Raw genomic sequence first — 18,842 nt, 5'->3', positions numbered from 1 at the left:
CAGACTAGTCATCCCGGTATGCACTCTTGACTTTGCTGTGCCCGAAGGATTCCAACGATTTTGGCAATCTCATCATATCCGTATCCATAATAATGTTTCAAAATGAGTGGAATCCGCTCTTTCGGTTTAATATTTTCAAGCGCTGATGTGACAGCTAGCCAATCGGCTGTCGGTTCCTCCCTCATTTCCCATTCCAATTGCCTATCGTTTGTATATCGCTTCCGTCGTTTCTCTTTTCGAAGCTCATCGCGCCAAAGGTTCGTTCCAATTTGGATGAGCCACGTTGAAAACGCAGCTTTCTTTGGATTGAATTGCTTTATTCGCTCAATCGCCTTTATAAACGATTCTTGCGTAAGATCTTCAGCCATCTGTGGATGAAGGGTGAGCTTTAGAAGATAATGATAGACGAAATCATAATGATCCAGTAACAACTGTGTGAGCGCCAATTCATCGCCTTTTTTCGCTCTTGTTATTTCATCCATCCCACCCCTCCTTTCTTGCTGTTCATAAGTGATACGCTTAGCATCGTCAATTCGTTCATTTTTTTACAGAAAAAAGAGAAGTAGCTTTACAATCGCTACTTCTCGTCTCTTGTTGCTTCCCTTATACAGTCGTTAAACAAAGAACTGCTCGGCTTTCTCGCGCTGTTCTTCTTGACCTTTCGGTAAATCCTCTTCAGCTACAATGGCTTCTACCGGACATGCAGCGACACAAGCTCCACAATCGATGCATAGATTCGGGTCAATATAATATTGCTCGTCGCCTTCTTCAATACAATCTACAGGACAAATATCTACGCACTCGCTAGCTTTTTCTTGCTGGCACCCGTCCATAATGATGTATGCCACGCGCGTTCCCTCCAATCTCTTTACCGTTAAACAAGTTCGGATCAAGCCCAAGAAATTTCATTGCGTTTAGACCGAGAATTCCTTCTCTTTGTTCATCTGTAAGATGAGTGACGTCATCTACAACCTTCCCAGAAGGTGCTTCGCGCAATAAAAACGGATAATCTGAACCGGCAATCAATTGCTCAGCACCTATTCTGTCAATCATAAGCTGTAAATTTTCGGGGTTGTATACTAACGTATCAAAATAGATAGATTGGACATATTCGCTCGGTCTTTTTTCTGACTGACGGATTTCAGGCCAAACATCGTACCCTTGATCTAACCGCGGAAGAAGATACGGCAAGGCCCCTCCTCCATGAGCAAAGCACAGTTTTAGATTTGGGTAACGATCCAACATGCCACTCATGATCATGCTACCAGCAGCAGCTGCGGTTTCAGATGGCATGCCGACCATATACATGAGCTTATGACGCATGAGCCGCTCCTTACCAAGCGTTTCCCAAGGGTGGATAAATAAAGGGATATGTTGATCATTTGCAGCTTCAAAAAATGAATCTAGTGAAGAATCATCCAAGTTTAGGCCGTTTACGTTACTGCCGATTTCTACACCTTTTAGACCTAACTCCGTTGTGAGTCTCTCCATTTCTTTGATCGCAAGCTTCGAATCTTGTAAAGGGACCGTCCCAAGTCCGACAAACCGGTGCGGGTGCTGTTCAACGATGCTCGCAATAAAGTCATTTTGGAACTTTGCCATTTCTAACCCTTTTTGAGGGTCAGCCCAATAACTGAACGTAACAGGAATTGGGGATAATACTTGCACATCGATGCCTTCTCTGTCCATGTCTTCGATTCGTTTATCCGGATCCCACGCTTGATCTGTAAGATCGCGGAAATTCTTGCCTTTGATCATAATTTTTGCACCACATTGGCAAGTTTTCTCTAATGTCGGCCACCGGTCATCTCCATATTTCTCTCGTAAATCAAGAAACTCTTCTGAAATGATATGCGTGTGAAAATCAACATTAAGCATGTTATTCTCCTAATCCTACACCGTACGTAAAGTAGGTTTTTGGTGGTTTACTTCCCCACATTTCTAGACCTAATTCACCGACTTGTGACGTCCATTGTATCGGCTCCCAATCTGGGGAAAAGATGAGCATACCACCAGTCCAAATTTCAACGCGATGGCCCGACGGTTCAAACACATAGATGAATTGGGCACCGCTCGTTCCGTGTTTTCCTGGCCCCCACTCAATCGGAATTCCATTCTCTGCCATGAGGTTCGCTGCACGGATGAGTTCATCAGGAGAATCTAAATAATAAGCAAGATGATGAAACTTCGCACCGTCTTGATTCGCATTGCGCATGAACGCAATTTCATGGGCAATATTCGTACGGCTCAACCACGAACCAAGTCGTGTTTTCTCATCATTCTCAATGTAATAACGATGATGAACACCAAGAAATTCTGTCCACCACTGTTGTTCCTTTTGTACATCGTTTACCATCACATTCACGTGATCAAAACGTCTAGGGGAAACGCCGTGCGCGCGGAACTTACTCGGGTGACTCGGCAGTTTGGACTGCAACTTCGTATCATTTGTCGTAAATCGCTCTTTCTCCCAATACAATTCGATCGGAACACCAGCCGGAGATCTGAAATGAATGGCATCCCCGAGCGCTTTCTTCGACCCACCTGCATGCCACGTAAACTGTACACCCATATCTTTCAATACTCGCTCAAATAGATAAAGGGATTCTTCTGAGCTTACACGCCAACCGACGCGCCTCACTTCTGATGTGTGTGCTTCTTGCAAAACGAGGGTGTGATGATCATAATCTTGCCACGCCCGAAGGTAAGCTCGATTCCCTACCGTCTCCGTCACTTCCAACCCCATAATATCTGTGAAAAACGCCAACGATTTCTCATAATCACTTACGGTAATTTCAACATGACCGAGGTGAGCGACTGTACGCAAATACGTTTCCAACCGCTCTGTTGCTGTATCTTTATTAATAATGTCTTCATACACTTTCGCCATAACTATTCCTCCGTTACCTTTAAGTTAATTGCTTTTCTTTCTTACTCATAATGGTTGTACTATGAGGAGCGTGCAATGACCGGCTTGGATCAATAAAGATTTTCGCATGACAGACAGCAATCGGTGCTTCACCAAAACCTGTGGCCATCAACTTCACTTTCCCTCGATACATCGCCACATCACCAACGGCATAAATTCCTGGAATGCTCGTTTCCCCGAGTTCGTTAACGACGATGGAATTCTTCTCAATTTCTAGACCCCAGTCATTAATCGGTCCCAAGTTCGAAATAAAGCCATAATTGACGATATAATCATCTGCCTCAATCGTTCGTTCCATATCTCCTTTTACTTGCTGTACGATTACCGCTTCGATTTGTTCTTTGCCGATGAGTTGTACAGGGCGAAAAGGAGTTTGTATATTTACAGATGACGCCTTTAATTGCTCAACCGTGTAATCATGCGCACGAAATTCGTCTCTCCGATGAACAAGGGTGACATTTGAAGCGACACCTTCAAGCATGAGTGCCCAATCGACCGCAGAATCTCCACCACCAAAAACAACGACATCTTTATTTTTAAAATCATTCAGTTGCTTAATTTCATAATGAAGGTTTTTGCCTTTGAATAGATCTTCGTTGTCGAGTTTCATCGTTCTTGGCTTAAATGCTCCATTTCCAGCAGTAATGATGATCGTCTTGGAGTAGTGCGTTTGTTGGTTCGTCTTAATGACGAATAGACCCTCTTCTTTTGTCACTTCCAACACTTCTTCTCCTAAGCAAACATGATGATCAAAGTGATCCATTTGTTCCTTCAAACCTTGAACGAGCTCGCCCGCACGTACTTTCGGGAATCCAGCGACATCATACACGTATTTTTCTGGATACAATGCTGCCAGTTGCCCACCGAGTTCAGGCAAGCTTTCAATCACCTTCACACTCGCTTGGCGCATGCCCGCATAAAATGCTGTAAACATTCCGACCGGTCCTCCGCCTACAATCGTGATGTCAAAAACTTCTTCATGCACCGTCGTTCACTTCCTTTCTTCGGCACGTCGAGTAGCCGAGAGCGGGGCTCTCGCCCCACTACATCGTGTTAGAGAATTCTCTACAAGATCAAACTAATCTTCCCGTGGGGGCGTAAACTATCCAGGTAAAGAATGACTTTTTTGTTTTGAATTCGGATGCCTTCCTTCGTTTGTACTAGATCAAAATACGCCCGGCCGATAAACGTATCCAACATTTCTCTCTTCGTACGGTGAGTTGTAAAATTACAAGCAACTTTAATGATCGAAGGATCGCTTTCATCGTCGATGAGTATGTTGTGATAGTTTCGGATCGTCGTCGAATGGGGGTATTCGACATGAGCTTCTTTTTTCAATAACCGTTCTGCACGTTCTTGGAGTCGCGATCTGCTGTCATGCACATAAAATAGCGACGAGAGTGGCTTGCGTCTGGTTCACCAATGGGCGGGATGAGATACGTCGCATCCTCGGTAAACAAATCAGCCCATGCCAACAAATTCCACTCATCCAATAGCCGTGCTTCTTGAAATAAGAAGTCGATGATACCTTGTCGTGTTACACTCGTAACCGTCATCTGTATACAGCCTCCTTCTCAAGCGACGATTGAATGACCTTCTTATATTGACGCCAAAAACTTCTCATCTGCAATTCATCAGTTGCGAGCGTGTTCTCTTCACCACGCACCATTCCTTTTGAAATATCGTTCCACTGCACTTCGTAATTGTTTGTATACGCTTCTTGGCATAATTCTAATGCTTCATTATCATCTGGTGTGGCAAATCCCCCTGGCCCTAAAAATTCTAAGAAGTTATTGTTGCGGGCTAAGCGGTGCGCTTCGTCTTCTCCGACAGGAGCCATTGAATAGCCTGAAACTTCAATGTAACCAGGAGACGTTGGATAAAATGTGCGGGCAGTAATGGCCATGATGTCGTTAATGACTAAATTCGGAAAGATAATGATGTTTCGGTTGTAATTCGCGATGCGGTCTGCCCGCTCTTCCCCAAACCGCTCAACCAATCGCTCTTTCATCTTCTCCATGTCATGTTTCAGCTCTTCACTCCAAATCGCCGTCCATTGCGCAACTGGCCGTCCCCAAGGTGCAACATATTCCATAACGGCGTGTCCGTTGCCAAGGTCCTTTCCTTGCCCTTCTAGTTTTACTTTTTTAATCTCAGGGTCTTGCGCTTGTTTAATATCAAAATACGTTTTATGCGTTGGCATTCCATGATACAAATCCACACTGTTCTCAGCGAGTAATTTCCAATTTGCACGAACACTATATTGTTGAACACCACCGAGCGCCTCAAGTCCTTGTTCGGCTTGGTCAACAGCAAGGTCAATATACTCTTTCGCACCCGCCAAGTATTCATCTAACGTACATGCATCATCATCAAAGTTCACGAACACAAACCCTCGATAACTCTCAACGCGATTCACGGCTTTCATATCTTTCGTGCCCTCATCATTAAAATCATCTGGAAACCATCTTTGCCTGGCATTCCTGCTAACTTACCGTCATTGGTGAAGCTCCACGCATGGTAGAAACACCGAAACACCCGAGAATTCCCTTCATCCTCACGACAAACGAGTGCACCACGGTGTGGACATGTATTGTACAAAACGCGTAACTCTTCGTCTTGACTTCTTACGAAAAGCAAATTTCTGCCGCCAACTTTCTTACGCTTGTAATCTCCCTTGTTAGCAACTTCGGTTTCATGGCCGATAAACAGCCAACACTTGCTAAAGATCTCTTTGCGCTCGTGTGCCAGAATCTCCTTATCAGTAAACACACTCCGGTGAACAAGGAACTCATTTTTATCAATGTTATCTCGAACAATCTCTCTCATGATTTATTCCTCCTCTAGATTCGATCTACAGCATGTTGCTGCCACCGTTCACACTGATCACTTGTCCGGTGATAAAAGATGCCCCTTCAGTAGAAACGTACCAGACAGCATCAGCGACTTCTTCCATCCTCGCCGCTCTGCCTTTCGGGATAATATCAATATATTTATCTACCAATGCGTCGTCTCGCTCGCGAATGCGATCAAGTGCTTCACAATCAACCGCCGGTGGTGCAATGGTGTTTACGGTAATGTCATACTTGGCAAACTCTCGTGCAAGTCCTGTCGTCATCGCGTGCATTCCACCTTTAGCGGCATTGTACGCTGCGTGGTCCCATAACCCATTTCTTACAGAATCCGCACCGACGTTCACGATGCGACCATAATTGTTTTCCACCATATAAGGAAGTACTTTGTAACAACACCAGACCGCGGTCCATAAGTTTCGATCTATGGTCGTCCTTAATGTTTCAGGCGTTTGCTCGAGGAACGGTAAGATGACTCCTCCCCCGGCATTATTAATGAGAATGTCAATCTTCCCCCACGTATTTAATGTGTATTGCACCAAGTCATCGACGTTCCGTTCATTTGATAAATCTCCAGTGAAGTATATGACTTCTTGTTCTGTTAGCGCTTTCAATTGTTTGTAAGCGCTTTTCGTTCGTTCTTCATCTGTTCCTGCAATGACAACCTTTGCACCTGAATGAAGTAATTTCTTAGCAATTTCGTAACCAATTCCCCGTGCAGAACCAGTAACGATCGCTACCTTTTCCGTTAACGTTTCACTAAGCAAGCGATCTTCCATGTAACCTATCCATCCTTTCCCACTAAATATCCCTGTGTAGTTTCATCATAAATTTCATACGAAAAGAACACCAATTGATTATTTCTTAGTTTTCAGTCTTTTGTATAGAAAAATGATATACGGCGTACAAACCTGTGCGTTGTTGCTTATAGAAGAACAACAATCTAGGATTTCTCTCCTTTGTTCGATATAATAAGGGAATCGGAACGAGTAACAACACATTTTTTGAATACGCTTACAAGTTTGTGAGGGGGGGATCTGTCATGAATGAATATCAATTGCAAACTTTTTTAGCTATTGCCAAGCATAAAAGCTATTCCAAAGCAGCTGAATCCCTAAACGTGACGCAACCAACGGTAACGTCACGAATGAAATCTTTAGAAGAGATACTAAAATGTACATTATTTAATCGAGTAGGGCATGAAATATTTCTTACGAGAGAAGGCGATATGTTTAAGGATTATGCAAAAAATATTCTCATCTATATTAATCAATCAAAAGAAATTACTAACATTACGAAAGACCCTGCCATTCGCGTTGGTTTCTCACCAGGCTACTCCTACTCCTTTATTGTTGAGCTATTAAAGACGATTAAGTCACTCGGCAACATTAACATCCAGATCATTGAAGGTTATGACTCTGTGAATCTAAACGAAAGGGTATTGGCTGGAGAGATTGACATGATCTTTGCACGCAATGTTTTGTCTAAAAATTCTGATATAGATTCCGAATATCTTTTCTCAAATGAACTGGTCGTCGTCTTACCAACCGATCATCCGCTATGCAATAAACCGACGATTACATTGGAAGATTTACATGGAGAGACAATGATTAGCTTTCGGAGGAATACAGAGTTATGGCGTTTAATTGATCAAGTATTAATCGGGGCTCGTGGACTTACACGTATCGATGTTGACAATAATGAAATGCTTTTAAAAGCTGTCGCTCACCATATTGGTATTGGAATTATACCGGAGTTAGGGATCGATGAAACGTATTCAGATGGCATTTGCACTCGAAAAGTGGATGAGATTTCCTCGATTCCAAATTCTGTGTATGTACAATATCGAAAAACGCCTCATATTCGTGACTTAGCAAAAAAGATTATCTATACGATTATTAATCACAAATATTCAGGGACATAAAAATGGGGCGGGGTCTTAAAAGGTCAAAAGATGACCGAGTAGAACCTGCCCCGATTATACTATACTGTTGCCTTCGCTTTTTCTTTCGCTAGCTCTTGCGCAACCCCAATAATCCAATCTTCTTGGCCACCCACTGCACCCATCTCACTTAATCTCGTTAAGATGTCTCGAGGGTCTACATCGTACTCTTTTCCTGCTCTTTCAGCAAAGAGTAGGAAGCTTGAGTAAACACCCGTATACCCAAGCGTTAAACTAAGCGGATCGATTTGTACGGGTCGCTTCATCATCGGCTTCATCACATCTTCTGCAGCATCCATTGATTTATACAAATCAACGTTGTGATCAATCCCCATCTTATTCATGACGGCGACAAGTTGTTCGGTTGCGGTATTGCCTGCACCAGCACCCATGCCTGCCAAACTCGTGTCAATTCGGTCAGCGCCCTCTTCAATGGCAGCAATGGAATTGGCAACCCCGAGAGAAAGGTTATTATGCCCATGAAACCCAATTTTTACGCTCAGGTTCTCTTTAAATAAACGGATGCGTTCACGCACTTCATTCATCGTTAACGCTCCAGCTGAATCGGTGACATAAATCGTGTCTGCACCATAATCTTGCATTTTCTTTGCTTCTTCTAGCATTTTCTGCTGATGTTCGATGCGCCATCATTAAAAAGCCGACCGTGTCCATACCCAACTCTTTGGCGGCACGTATATGTTGTTCAGAGACGTCTGCTTCTGTACAATGCGTTGCAACGCGAACGACCGATGCTCCGTAAGAGTGAGCACGCTTTAAATGTTCAATCGTCCCAACCCCCGGTAAGAGCAATACAGCAATTTTCGCTTGTTTCGCATGTTGAACGGCCGTTGTGATGATCGTTTTTTCATCTTCTTTAGAAAATCCGTATTGAATCGAACTGCCACCGAGTCCATCTCCGTGCGTGGCTTCAATAATATCCACACCCGTCTCATCTAAAAGTTCAGTCAGTTGAGCAATTTGTTGTTTGGAGTATTGATGAGAGAGGCATGCATCCCATCTCTCAGCGTCACATCATTAATGATTATTTTTTTCATTGATCTAGTACTCCTTTACCATCATATGATCTGCCATGAGTTCCCCTGTTTTGACCGCTGCCGAAGTGATGATATCCAAGTTCCTGAATACGTCGGGAGGAAGTCACCATTTCCTTCAACTTCAACAGAAACGGTTACGATTTTCCCTTGAATTACCGGGTCGGCTTTAAAGCGGTACCCAGGTACGTACGCTTGAACTTTCTTCAACGTCTCCTCTAATGAAGCAAGAATGTTTTCAGTGTGAGTATCGGCATCTTCAGAAAGTTGCATATGAATTGTATTTCTCATTAAAACTGGAGGATCGGCAGGATTTAAAATGATAATCGCTTTTCCTTCTTTCACGTTCGCCACTTGTTCGATCGCACGTGCTGTTGTGACTGTAAACTCATCAATATTCTGTCTCGTTCCGATGCCAGCACTTTTACTTGAGATAGAGGCGACAATTTCAGCGTAGTCCACACCAACAACATCTGAAACCGCTTTTATCATTGGGATCGTTGCTTGCCCGCCACACGTCACCATATTCACGTTGTCTAGCTCAACGACGGAGTTTGCATCCTCTTGAACAGCCGGTACAAAGAAAGGGCCAATTGCAGCTGGGGTAAGGTCAATCGCCCGCTTCCCCATTGCTTTTAGAATCGGCGCGTTGCTTTGATGTGCTTTCGCCGATGTGGCTTCAAACACGATGTCTGCGAGTTCAGGTTCTTCTTGAAAACCTTCGATACTCGTATAAATCGGTTTGAGTCCGTGCTCTTTCGCTAGTGCCAACCTTTTGAGTCCCGATCAATGCCGATCATCGCTGTCGGCTCCAACGTTTCACTTCGGAGCAACTTGTACATTAAATCTGTACCGATGTTTCCAGAGCCAATAATTGCACATTTAACTTTTGCCATTGTTATACGTCTCCTTTATCTGTTCAATTCCTTCAGTGCAATAATCCATTGCTTCAAGCAAATGCTCGTTTAGCAATTGTTTCGCACACGCTAAGTCATACTCATGAATCGCATCAACAATCACCCGATGCCTCTCGACAACCCGCTCATGATTGGGCGCTGATACATCACTAGTAATGTCGACGAGGGTTGCAAAAATCCCTTCTAAAGACTTCCATAATTGAAGCAGCGTTTTGTTGCCACTAAGCTTCATGATGAGCATGTGGAAACGAACATCCGCTTCTACTTCGTTCGTTGTGACTTCCATATCGTATATGCATTGCCGCAGTCGCGGAACGATCTCTACAACCTCGTTTTTATTCGCTTGAGAAAGCGCATGGGTCTCTAGTAAAATTCGGCTGTCGTATAATTTCCGTATGTCTTCCTCAGTAAAGCCGTTGACGATAGTCCGACCATTTGACCTTTTTGTAACAAGATTCTCACTCTCAAGCTTTGCAAATGCCTCGCGTATCGGTCCTCTACTCACTCCTAATTGCTTGGATAACTCTGCCTCAACGAGTGCATCACCTTGCTCGTATGCTTGCAAGAAGATTTGTTTTCGAATGGTTGCGACTACTTGTTCACTTATTGTCTGTTTTTCGATTCGCATCGTGTACCTCTTTAAATATTCTGAAATGTTAACTGTTTACTATATTACGGGTGGGTATTGAAATTGTCAATACTTCTCTATATAAGTTGGACTAAAGATATTCACTGAACCCTATGTTCGAGATCGGCCTTTACGGGGAAACGCCTCCCTATTGCTATTAATTTTCACCTCGTTTCACTTCGACAATTTCGGTGTCGATCGTTGTTCGTCACTACAAGGTTTACCGCCAACACGAAGAAGGATTGCCGAAGGGTAACAAGATGTGATCGATATTCATCACTTGGCGTAAGGAATATTATGACCTGTCACTTATGTGACAATTCAGCCGTCAAACCGGCCTCTTTCGGCCTCAACTGTCACATATATCGCGATTTGTGACCGTTGACTCCGTTTATGTGCGGATTCACTTTTAAAGTGATGATTTTTCCTCTCACAAGTGTCACGTAAATGGATTTTTGATGCATTTGGACTTCCTTCTATACACCTTAGCCAGTAGGCAGAAAAGTAAGCCGTGTTGCCCTTGTGCTCTGGAGTGCATAGAAAACACGGCGGGCGATTTTTGACCGCCGATGTTGCACTTGTGCTCTGGAGTACAATCATCCGCTTGTACTAGTAAGCAAAAACCGATAGCGCAAATAAGGAAAATATTAAGTTCATTCCATTTAGCTTTCATCCATAAAAAAACCAACCGTCTCCCAGTGAGACGGCCGGCTTCTTTCATTAAATCGTTTTCTCAACTTGATTGAAGCAACGCTTATAAATCCACTCGTAATCAGAAACGGTAAGGTCTCTTGGATTTCCAATCGTTTGCGGATCATCCATTGCAGCTTTTGACCAGCGCTCGACTTGTGTTGGGTCAACGCCCTGTTCTTCAAGCGTCGGAACTTCCAATTCTTCAACGAGGTTGTACATATAGTCAACCGCTGCTTTTGCAGCTTCCTCAGTCGTCATATCAGCAGTATTAATGCCGAAAGCTTGTGCGATTCTTGCAAAGCGACCTGGCGCACCTTTCCAGTTAAACTCCATAACAGGTCCCATCATCGCTGCCACACATTGTCCGTGTGCTACCGGCACAATTCCACCAAGTGATTGACTCATTGCATGCGCAGCTCCTGCAGATTCACTACCGTAAGAAAGACCGGCAAGCATCGCTGATTGAGACATCCCGTAACGAGCTTCAAGATCTTCACCGTCAGCAAAAGCACGGCGAATGTATGTTGCAGCATACTCGATCGCTAGAAGTGCAACAGCATCTGTTACTGGTTGTGCATATTTCATCGTGTAGCACTCCACTGCGTGAGCAATGGCATCAATGCCTGTCATAGCGGTCACGTGTGGTGGCATAGAAACATGGAGTTTCGGGTCAATGATCGTCAAGTGTGCAGCGATCAATGGCCCGCCTGTATTAAACTTGTATTCACGCTTTTCATCAGTAATGACTGCCCACTGTGTCACTTCTGAACCTGTGCCCGCTGTTGTTGGGATGGTTGCCAGTGGTGGAATGCGGTTTTCAAGTGGCTTCTTGCTTCTGCAGCCTCATAATCCAATACCGTACCTTCATGAGAAACTTCTACCCCAACAGCTTTTGCTGTGTCCATAGAAGATCCACCGCCTACAGCAACGAGTCCATCACAACCGTTTTCTTTGTAGAATGTTGAACCTTCACCGATTAAACGCGTTGGAGGGTTTGGTTCTACGCGATTGAATACGGCGACATCAACTCCAGCTGCCTTTAAGCTTTCTTCAACAGGTTTTGTCACGCCTGCATTATAAATTCCCGGATCCGTGACGAGCATGACTTTTGACGCGCCGAGATTTTTTACTTCTTCTCCTAAATATTGAATGGCACCAATTCCGTGCTTAATTGCTGTCGGTACCTCAAATGTATGATAGCCAAGCATTGATTCAACTTTCATGTGCATACTCATGTCTAAATCTCTCCTTCATCGTAGATATATATTAGGAATTAAACCATTTTACTGGTGCTGGTTTTTGGTTGCGGAAAATATGCTTCACTTCTGTATATTCTTCGAGTCCAATCTTGCCTAGCTCACGACCAAATCCAGATTGCTTGTACCCGCCCCATGGCGCTTGTGCAAAGTATGGGTGGAAATCATTAATCCATACCGTTCCCATGCGGAGTTGTTCAGCTACTTCTTCTGCTTTGGCGATGTCATTTGAGAATACAGCACCAGCAAGGCCATAAATCGTATCATTGGCTCGTTCAATGGCTTCTTCTTTTGTTGTGAACGTCTCCACAGTAATGACCGGACCAAAAATCTCTTCTTGTACGATGCGCATGTCAGCCGTACAGTTTGTAAAGATCGTTGGCTCAAAAAAGAACCCATTCTCAAACTCTTTGCCTTCAGGTCGTTTACCACCGACAGCAAGTGTTGCCCCTTCGTTCACACCAACGTCAATATATCCTTCAACTTTCTCGCGGTGCTCTGCTGAAATAAGGGGACCCGATTCAGTCGTGTCATCAAATCCATTTCCAAGCTTGATACGGCTTGCTCGTTTAATGATTTCATCAACGAACGTATCGTGAATCGACTCTTCTACGAGTAACCGTGAACCTGCCGAACATACTTGACCTCCGTGGAAAAAGGCTGCATTTAACGCTTGGTCAACGGCTGTTTCAAAGTCCGCATCCGCAAACACGATGTTCGGGTTTTTACCACCTAGTTCAAGTGCGATTTTCTTTACATTATCACTCGCTGAACGCATGATCGTTTTCCCTGTCTCAATACCGCCTGTAAATGAAACAAGATCCACGTCCAAGCTCTCTGATAAAGGCGCTCCGACTTCTGCTCCCGCCCCAAGAACGAGGTTGGCTACTCCTTTTGGTAGACCTGCTCGTTCAAAAAGTTCAAACACACGTACTGTTGTGAGCGGTGTAATTTCACTTGGCTTCATGACAAGTGTGTTTCCTGCAGCAAGTGCGGGTGCTAATTTCCACGCGGCTTGTAACAATGGGTAATTCCACGGTGTAATTTGGCCACATACGCCGATTGGCTCTCGAACGACTTTACTCGTTGAGTCTGGGATTGGACTTGGGATGACTTCTCCGCCATCTTTATCTGCTAATCCACCGAAGTACTCAAATACATCGGCAATGTCGTCCATGTCTCCGCGACTTTCTTCAATCGTCTTGCCTGTGTCCAAAGTTTCTAGACGAGCCAGTTCTTCTTTGTCTTCTCGAATGAGCCTTCCAATCTCATTCACAGTTTTCCCACGCTCTCCTGCTGGTGTGTTGCTCCACTCTCCAGAATCAAAAGCGACTCTTGCTGCTTTAATCGCTCGTTCAGTATCTTCGCGTGTTCCCTCTGAAGCCGTTGCAATAACTTCCTGATTGTAGGGATTTATAATGTCTCGTTTAGATCCGTGAACCGCATCGGTCCACTCTCCATTAATGTACATGTTTACGTTCAAGGAACTCACTCCTTCAATTTGTTTAATATATATTAAAGTTCTATGTTTATAACTTAACATGCCGTTTTTATCCTGTCAAAGAAAAAACAAAAAAAGAAAGGAGGAAACCAATCATGATGATCAGCTTCCTTCTTTCTTTTTCGCTTCATGCTTTTCCAATAGCCGCTGTGCAAGGTCGCCCTCTTCAAACTCTTCAACTAAGATATCGAGAAAACGATAATATTGAAGCGATTCATTAATCTTATTGTACTGATACGTGGCTTCTTCTCTTACACTGTCTGGGGCGGCTGTGTCTTCCATAATTTTCTTGTATCTCGGCTGTGCTTGTTTAATTGCATGTAAGTTTACATTCTTTTCTCGTTCCCAGCGGCGAGTAAAAAATGAAATAAAAAATTGAAAAAAGTCTTGTTCAGCTTGATACAAGTCTTTTCTTTCACCTTTACGGTAAACTCTATGAATAATCTTCTCATCTAGAAGTTTACGTACTCCAAGACTCATGCTGCCCTTGCTCATACCAAGCTCATCTCGTAATTGATCTAATGTCATTGGCTCATCACTTAGATAGAGTGTTGCGTACAGTTGACCAACGGATCGGTTTACGCCGTAAATATCCATTGTATCTGCGATGCCATTTTTAATTTGTGCGTGTGCCTCTTCTAGTTCTTCGTGAGCTGCTGTTGGTTCTGACATAGTAGCACCCCTTTTATTTAAAACGTTTCGAACGAACGCAAAATTAAGTATATCGATCCTTACCTTCATTTGCAAGTTTGTTTTTATGGTATAGTAGTTTAAACGTTGACAGATTGGTGATCTATGATAGTCTGTACATAATGTTTAATTTGTTTTAAACAAACAGAATTAACCGAAGGGGAGATTCGAATCATGAAGAAGTGGCAACTTCCACTCTTAAGTGTATCCGCATTAGCATTAGCTGCTTGCGGTGATAACGGTACAAACAATGGCGAAGACACAAGCGCGACGGCAGAAGAAGACAAAGAACTCGAGCTCGTCTACGTTACTTGGGATTCTGAAATTGCGTCTAACAATGTCATGAAGCTTGTATTAGAAGAAGCGGGCTATGATGTAACCATAACGACCGTTGAGCAAGGCGTCATGTGGGCAAGTGTTGCAGAAGGGGAAGCCGATGCACATATTGCTGGTTGGCTACCTGATGATATGCAGCATGATTATGAGCAGTTCGGTGATCAGTCGTCGATCTCGGGCCAAACTTGGAAGGTGCACAAACGGGTCTAGCTGTGCCAACGTATATGGATATTGATAGCATTGAAGAACTCGATGGTTCTGTCGTTTCTCACATTACTGGCATCGACGCTGGTGCTGGTGTGAACTCGACGACTGAAACGGTTCTAGAGGAATACGAAATTGATGACGTTCAACTACAATCCAGCTTTGATGCTGCTATGACTCAAGAATTGTCGACACATATCGAAAATGAAGAACCCATTGTTGTAACAGGTTGGCAACCACACTGGAAATTTAATACCCATGACTTAAAGTTTCTTGAAGATCCAAAAGGCATCTACCAAGAAGACGGTGAGATTCGCACAATCGTCCGTGAAGGTCTTGAAGAGGACGATCCTGTTGCATTCCAAATCCTAGATAACTTCTACTGGACGACTGAGGATATGAACGAAGTAATGCTCAAGATCTCTGAAGAAGAAATTGATGAAGTCGAAGCTGCCGAGCAATGGATTGATGATAACCGTGAAACGGTTGATGAATGGTTAGATGTTGAAGAATAAGTAGATCGAGAAGTGGCTATGGGAATGAACAACATTCTCAAAGCCACTTTTTTTGATTCATATAACCTTCTATTAAATAAGGAGGGATGTAATCAAAACAGATATACTCCGCTTCCTTATAAGGCTTGTGCACTAGATAATCTGTTAGCGTCATTCGACTGTTCCAATATTGTTCCATAAGCCTTTGTTTAGAAGGGAGGTGATCTGTAAACATTCCTGGCGTGTATTCACTGCCCATGCCCTCTTCTTCTATATATGCAAATAAGTCAACGGTTCGTTCAATGTTGAATGCAATAATCCGATCTGAAGAATACGGAAAACGCAAATAGTTTTTAAAGGATTCTGCTGATAAATGTATTGCGAAAGATTGACTAAAATCCATCCAATCATCGGTACTTTCTCGTTGAACCTTCTTTATAATGTGTGGGAAGAGGCTCCACACCCTCTTGAATTCCACTTGGAAATCGTTTGAGAGGTCATTCCTTCTCTTAATGCGCGATGGATTCCATCATTATTTTCATGTGGCTAGTAAACATGATAGATATCCATGCCTCTTCCCTCCGTGTTTAAAAACGCCGAAGGGTTCACCTCCGGCGTTTTTTATACTCCCATGATCGCTTTTTCTTCAAGATATTCCTCAATGCCAAAATCGCCCCACTCACGACCGATTCCGGATTGCTTAAAACCACCAAACGGGGCCAAGTGGTCCGTTTTTGCATCATTTACGGTAATTTGACCGGCACGAATATGACTTGCTGCATATTTTAGCGACTTCTCATCTTCACCAGCGACGTAACCTGCCAAGCCGTACGGGGTGTCGTTGGCAATTTGTAAGCCTTCTTCAATGCCGTCATACGTAATAATGGTTGTGACGGGACCGAATATTTCTTCACGAGCAACGACCATATCGTTCGTTACATCAGAGAAAATTGTTGGTTTTACGAAATACCCTGTCTCAAGTCCGTCTGGTTTGCCTTCGCCACCTTGAACAATCCGAGCACCTTCTTCTTGACCTTTTTTAATATAAGATTGTACGGTGTCGTACTGCTTCTTGGAAATTAACGGCCCAGTAAAATTGCTCGTATTTTGTGGATCGCCCATTGGGAAGCCTTCTAATGACGTGACAAGCTCACGCTCAAAATCGGCTTTCATTTCTTTTGGAACGAGCACTCTTGTTGCGGCTGAACAAACTTGTCCGCTATTTAGCATCATGTGTTCAGCAGCAGACTGCGCTGCTTTTTGAACGTCAGCGTCTTTTAGGACGAGAAGAGGTGATTTGCCACCGAGCTCAAGGGCAACGTTCTTAATCGTTTCTGAAGCGTTTTGCATGACACGTGTACCGACAGGACCTGATCCGGTAAACGATACAAAATCGATATCAGGATGAGAGCTAATCGCATCCCCAATCGTCGCTCCAGTACCATTTACAAGGTTAAATGCGCCTTTCGGTGCACCTGCTCGGTCAATAATCTCTGCTAGCATAATTGCCGCATACGGTGTTTCTTCAGACGGCTTTAACACAACTGGACTTCCTGCCGCAAACGCGCCAGCAATTTTTGTTGACGTTTGATTCGTCGGAAAGTTCCACGGTGTAATTAAACCACTCACACCGACCGATTCTTTCACAATCGTATGGTCGCCACGCTCTTCTTCAAACGAGAAGTCTTCGAGTGCTTTCGCTACCGTACGAAAGTGAGCAAGACCCATTTCATAATGAACATTTTCAGAGATCGTTTTTGGTGCACCCAGCTCCATTGTCATAACATCAATAAACTCATCTTTACGTTTCTCATACTCATCGGCAATGCGATTTAAGAGATCAATACGTTCTTTCTTTATTGATTTTGAAAAAGCGGGCAGTGCATCCCGTGCAGCTTGCACCGCTTTATCCAAGTCTTCTTTCGTACTCGCTGATACAGTCCCAATCACTTCTTCTGTTGCTGGATTTATAACATCGATCGTTTCATCGTTCGTTGAATCAATCCATTCACCGTTTATAAATAGTTTATTCTCGTGTTTAAACATGATCGTTCCACTCTCCTTTGGTTGTACAAGAGGTGTTCCCGCTCAACATAGAATTAAACATCCCATAAACAATTGGTTAGAGTTGGATACATCGAACGCACGGTAGTGTTTTCTAGAGGGATCATTACGAGAGGGACGGAACAAGGAATCTTCTCAAAGAAATTTGAGGTTTTCTAATGAATTTGAGTTTCAATCGGTTGGTGGTTGATATTTAAGAACTCTATAAATGTTGAACTTTAGATCCCCTAAATTGCGCGGTTGGTGCTTGATTTCCATCGTCTTTCAAAGAAGGAAGAACCGGTTGCAGATCTCCCTCGACGCTTAAGGTAGCTAAAAACGTTGTTTACTTCCAAAGAGCATGGATTGGAAACAGAATCACCTATTATGCCCGTTTTGTCCTCGTTTTGCTTCCAATCGATGGACATCTCATTCCAAACTAGTATTTATGGAAGCAGATCGTGTGCTTTTAAAGAAAATGAACGACTCTCTCCTTCCAAAACCTACTTTCTTCTTTCAAGTTTGAGTCACACGCTTTGCGAAGGAAAGGTTAAGTGGTACCCGTTCGTTGAGTACAGCAGAGGAAAACTAATTATCGTTTAAAGCATCCTGAATGTATTTATAGAGAGATGGTTCAATGCCAACGCTCATCGCAATCTCAGGATTTTCTGCATAATAGCGTTCTGCACTCATCCGTAATTCATGATCATTTGAAGAAATGGAATCAATAATGGCTTGCCACCTCCGAGCTAAGCTTTGAACTTCAGCATTCGAGCTTGTTAACCCACGCTCTTTCCTGTTTCGTAATTCATCTAAAACAAGCTTAAATTCCTTTTCTCCCTTTTGAATAGCGGCTTCATCTAATTCTTGATAATGTTGTCTCATGCTGTCAATTTGTCTTTGATTAAAATACTTTGCTTGATTCACTTTCATGAGTTCGAATAATGTTGTTAGACTGTGTATCGAAATACGTTCTTCTTTGGAATTCGCTAATTCTTTCTGCACGCTTTGTAACTGCTCTAAAAGATTTTGCTGAATCTTTATATCCAATTTCATCCTTTCTATTTGGTTACTTAAGATCTCTACAATCGATGAAGCGTTTCCTTGCTCTTTTAATGAGCTGATATCTTCTAAAGAAAGCCCCATTTTCTTAAAAGATAGAACTTCTAACAATCTTTGTAAATCTTCACGTGAGTATCTACGGTGTCCTGAATGTGTGTATTCAGAAGGACTCAATAATTTGATTTGGTCATAATACCTTAATGTCCTAATAGACAATCCGTCATCTCAGCAATTTCGCTATCT

At 43.3% G+C, this 18,842-nt stretch carries 19 protein-coding genes and 4 pseudogenes; 3 read left to right on the top strand and 20 right to left on the bottom strand.

Going from position 1 to position 18,842, the window contains the following annotated elements; translation table 11 throughout:
* Positions 1–8 precede the first annotated feature (8 nt).
* The 10 genes from JCM19037_RS08665 to JCM19037_RS08630 form a co-directional block, all read right to left on the bottom strand.
* On the bottom strand, positions 9–482 hold the full coding sequence (locus JCM19037_RS08665; RefSeq protein WP_052363716.1) for a sigma-70 family RNA polymerase sigma factor: 474 nt from the start codon (positions 480–482) through the stop codon (positions 9–11).
* 132 nt (positions 483–614) lie between these two features.
* Entirely contained in the window at positions 615–848 is a 234-nt protein-coding gene (locus JCM19037_RS08660; RefSeq protein WP_042400000.1) for a 4Fe-4S dicluster domain-containing protein, read from the bottom strand.
* Positions 805–1,878: an amidohydrolase family protein gene (locus JCM19037_RS08655; protein WP_081829163.1), complete on the bottom strand. Its 1,074-nt coding sequence runs from the start codon at positions 1,876–1,878 to the stop codon at positions 805–807. The genes JCM19037_RS08660 and JCM19037_RS08655 overlap by 44 nt, the downstream gene beginning before the upstream one ends.
* A gap of 1 nt (position 1,879) precedes the next feature.
* Positions 1,880–2,890, bottom strand: a complete 1,011-nt coding sequence (locus JCM19037_RS08650) for a VOC family protein (RefSeq protein ID WP_052363715.1) — start codon at positions 2,888–2,890, stop codon at positions 1,880–1,882.
* A 19-nt stretch (positions 2,891–2,909) separates the two neighbouring features.
* The gene (locus JCM19037_RS08645) at positions 2,910–3,863 is read right to left on the bottom strand and encodes an NAD(P)/FAD-dependent oxidoreductase (RefSeq protein WP_042400135.1); all 954 of its coding nucleotides are present in this window, start codon (positions 3,861–3,863) and stop codon (positions 2,910–2,912) included.
* A gap of 131 nt (positions 3,864–3,994) precedes the next feature.
* Complete coding sequence (locus JCM19037_RS29275) at positions 3,995–4,312, bottom strand: aromatic-ring-hydroxylating dioxygenase subunit beta (protein WP_307189761.1); 318 nt, start codon at positions 4,310–4,312, stop codon at positions 3,995–3,997.
* Positions 4,264–4,485 carry an aromatic-ring-hydroxylating dioxygenase subunit beta gene (locus JCM19037_RS29270; protein ID WP_052363713.1) on the bottom strand — a complete coding sequence of 74 codons (222 nt, stop codon included), beginning with the start codon at positions 4,483–4,485 and terminating at the stop codon, positions 4,264–4,266. The genes JCM19037_RS29275 and JCM19037_RS29270 overlap by 49 nt, the downstream gene beginning before the upstream one ends.
* Positions 4,482–5,357, bottom strand: coding sequence for an RHO alpha subunit C-terminal catalytic domain-containing protein (locus JCM19037_RS08635; RefSeq protein WP_238544624.1), 876 nt, complete (start codon positions 5,355–5,357; stop codon positions 4,482–4,484). The genes JCM19037_RS29270 and JCM19037_RS08635 overlap by 4 nt, the downstream gene beginning before the upstream one ends.
* Positions 5,354–5,758, bottom strand: a complete 405-nt coding sequence (locus JCM19037_RS27060) for an aromatic ring-hydroxylating dioxygenase subunit alpha (RefSeq protein ID WP_238544623.1) — start codon at positions 5,756–5,758, stop codon at positions 5,354–5,356. The genes JCM19037_RS08635 and JCM19037_RS27060 overlap by 4 nt, the downstream gene beginning before the upstream one ends.
* 25 nt (positions 5,759–5,783) lie before the next feature.
* Positions 5,784–6,560, bottom strand: coding sequence for an SDR family NAD(P)-dependent oxidoreductase (locus JCM19037_RS08630; protein WP_042399999.1), 777 nt, complete (start codon positions 6,558–6,560; stop codon positions 5,784–5,786).
* A 263-nt stretch (positions 6,561–6,823) separates the two neighbouring features.
* Between JCM19037_RS08630 and JCM19037_RS08625 the strand changes: the two genes are divergently transcribed.
* Positions 6,824–7,705 carry a LysR family transcriptional regulator gene (locus JCM19037_RS08625; RefSeq protein WP_042399996.1) on the top strand — a complete coding sequence of 294 codons (882 nt, stop codon included), beginning with the start codon at positions 6,824–6,826 and terminating at the stop codon, positions 7,703–7,705.
* Positions 7,706–7,764: 59 nt separating this feature from the next.
* On the opposite strand, the pseudogene dmpG reads toward JCM19037_RS08625, so the two are convergent.
* From dmpG to JCM19037_RS08590, 6 genes and pseudogenes are all read right to left on the bottom strand, one after another.
* Positions 7,765–8,778, bottom strand: a pseudogene (gene dmpG / locus JCM19037_RS08620) (4-hydroxy-2-oxovalerate aldolase).
* A gap of 4 nt (positions 8,779–8,782) precedes the next feature.
* Positions 8,783–9,671 (bottom strand): annotated as a pseudogene (locus JCM19037_RS08615) (acetaldehyde dehydrogenase (acetylating)).
* Positions 9,658–10,320: a GntR family transcriptional regulator gene (locus tag JCM19037_RS08610; protein ID WP_042399993.1), complete on the bottom strand. Its 663-nt coding sequence runs from the start codon at positions 10,318–10,320 to the stop codon at positions 9,658–9,660. Before JCM19037_RS08610 ends, JCM19037_RS08615 begins: the two are co-directional and overlap by 14 nt.
* Before the next feature lie 720 nt (positions 10,321–11,040).
* Positions 11,041–12,248: pseudogene (locus tag JCM19037_RS08600) on the bottom strand (iron-containing alcohol dehydrogenase).
* A gap of 31 nt (positions 12,249–12,279) precedes the next feature.
* A complete protein-coding gene (betB, locus tag JCM19037_RS08595; protein ID WP_373900639.1) occupies positions 12,280–13,740 on the bottom strand; it encodes a betaine-aldehyde dehydrogenase in 1,461 nt (486 codons plus the stop codon).
* Between the two features lie 132 nt (positions 13,741–13,872).
* Positions 13,873–14,442 carry a GbsR/MarR family transcriptional regulator gene (locus JCM19037_RS08590; protein ID WP_042399986.1) on the bottom strand — a complete coding sequence of 190 codons (570 nt, stop codon included), beginning with the start codon at positions 14,440–14,442 and terminating at the stop codon, positions 13,873–13,875.
* Between the two features lie 192 nt (positions 14,443–14,634).
* Here JCM19037_RS08590 and JCM19037_RS29265 point away from each other — a divergent pair, with 192 nt between their 5' ends.
* Entirely contained in the window at positions 14,635–15,006 is a 372-nt protein-coding gene (locus JCM19037_RS29265) for a glycine betaine ABC transporter substrate-binding protein (protein ID WP_307189760.1), read from the top strand.
* On the top strand, positions 14,982–15,515 hold the full coding sequence (locus JCM19037_RS29260; RefSeq protein ID WP_307189759.1) for a glycine betaine ABC transporter substrate-binding protein: 534 nt from the start codon (positions 14,982–14,984) through the stop codon (positions 15,513–15,515). Before JCM19037_RS29265 ends, JCM19037_RS29260 begins: the two co-directional genes overlap by 25 nt.
* A gap of 37 nt (positions 15,516–15,552) precedes the next feature.
* On the opposite strand, the gene JCM19037_RS08580 is transcribed toward JCM19037_RS29260, so the two are convergent.
* The 4 genes and pseudogenes from JCM19037_RS08580 to JCM19037_RS29975 all read right to left on the bottom strand — a co-directional run.
* Positions 15,553–15,957 carry a hypothetical protein gene (locus JCM19037_RS08580; RefSeq protein ID WP_152549004.1) on the bottom strand — a complete coding sequence of 135 codons (405 nt, stop codon included), beginning with the start codon at positions 15,955–15,957 and terminating at the stop codon, positions 15,553–15,555.
* 158 nt (positions 15,958–16,115) lie between these two features.
* Positions 16,116–17,540, bottom strand: a complete 1,425-nt coding sequence (locus tag JCM19037_RS08575; protein ID WP_042399984.1) for an aldehyde dehydrogenase family protein — start codon at positions 17,538–17,540, stop codon at positions 16,116–16,118.
* 585 nt (positions 17,541–18,125) lie between these two features.
* A complete protein-coding gene (locus tag JCM19037_RS22525; protein WP_152549003.1) occupies positions 18,126–18,710 on the bottom strand; it encodes a TipAS antibiotic-recognition domain-containing protein in 585 nt (194 codons plus the stop codon).
* A pseudogene (locus JCM19037_RS29975) lies at positions 18,711–18,815 on the bottom strand (MerR family DNA-binding transcriptional regulator); the annotation flags it as partial.
* Positions 18,816–18,842: the final 27 nt, after the last annotated feature.

Source organism: Geomicrobium sp. JCM 19037, assembly GCF_000698105.1.
Classification (GTDB): Bacteria; Bacillota; Bacilli; order Bacillales; family Marinococcaceae; genus Geomicrobium_A.
This window is presented reverse-complemented; position numbering and strand designations above follow the sequence as displayed.

Bases quoted from the DNA above. Each gene is read 5' to 3' on its own strand.
- JCM19037_RS08665 (WP_052363716.1), bottom strand. From the start codon at position 482: ATGGATGAAATAACAAGAGCGAAAAAAGGCGATGAATTGGCGCTCACA.
- JCM19037_RS08655 (WP_081829163.1), bottom strand. From the start codon at position 1,878: ATGCTTAATGTTGATTTTCACACGCATATCATTTCAGAAGAGTTTCTT.
- JCM19037_RS08650 (WP_052363715.1), bottom strand. From the start codon at position 2,890: ATGGCGAAAGTGTATGAAGACATTATTAATAAAGATACAGCAACAGAG.
- JCM19037_RS08645 (WP_042400135.1), bottom strand. From the start codon at position 3,863: ATGTTTACAGCATTTTATGCGGGCATGCGCCAAGCGAGTGTGAAGGTG.
- JCM19037_RS29270 (WP_052363713.1), bottom strand. From the start codon at position 4,485: ATGACGGTTACGAGTGTAACACGACAAGGTATCATCGACTTCTTATTT.
- JCM19037_RS08635 (WP_238544624.1), bottom strand. From the start codon at position 5,357: ATGAAAGCCGTGAATCGCGTTGAGAGTTATCGAGGGTTTGTGTTCGTG.
- JCM19037_RS27060 (WP_238544623.1), bottom strand. From the start codon at position 5,758: ATGAGAGAGATTGTTCGAGATAACATTGATAAAAATGAGTTCCTTGTT.
- JCM19037_RS08630 (WP_042399999.1), bottom strand. From the start codon at position 6,560: ATGGAAGATCGCTTGCTTAGTGAAACGTTAACGGAAAAGGTAGCGATC.
- JCM19037_RS08625 (WP_042399996.1), top strand. From the start codon at position 6,824: ATGAATGAATATCAATTGCAAACTTTTTTAGCTATTGCCAAGCATAAA.
- JCM19037_RS08610 (WP_042399993.1), bottom strand. From the start codon at position 10,320: ATGCGAATCGAAAAACAGACAATAAGTGAACAAGTAGTCGCAACCATT.
- betB (WP_373900639.1), bottom strand. From the start codon at position 13,740: ATGTACATTAATGGAGAGTGGACCGATGCGGTTCACGGATCTAAACGA.
- JCM19037_RS08590 (WP_042399986.1), bottom strand. From the start codon at position 14,442: ATGTCAGAACCAACAGCAGCTCACGAAGAACTAGAAGAGGCACACGCA.
- JCM19037_RS29265 (WP_307189760.1), top strand. From the start codon at position 14,635: ATGAAGAAGTGGCAACTTCCACTCTTAAGTGTATCCGCATTAGCATTA.
- JCM19037_RS08575 (WP_042399984.1), bottom strand. From the start codon at position 17,540: ATGTTTAAACACGAGAATAAACTATTTATAAACGGTGAATGGATTGAT.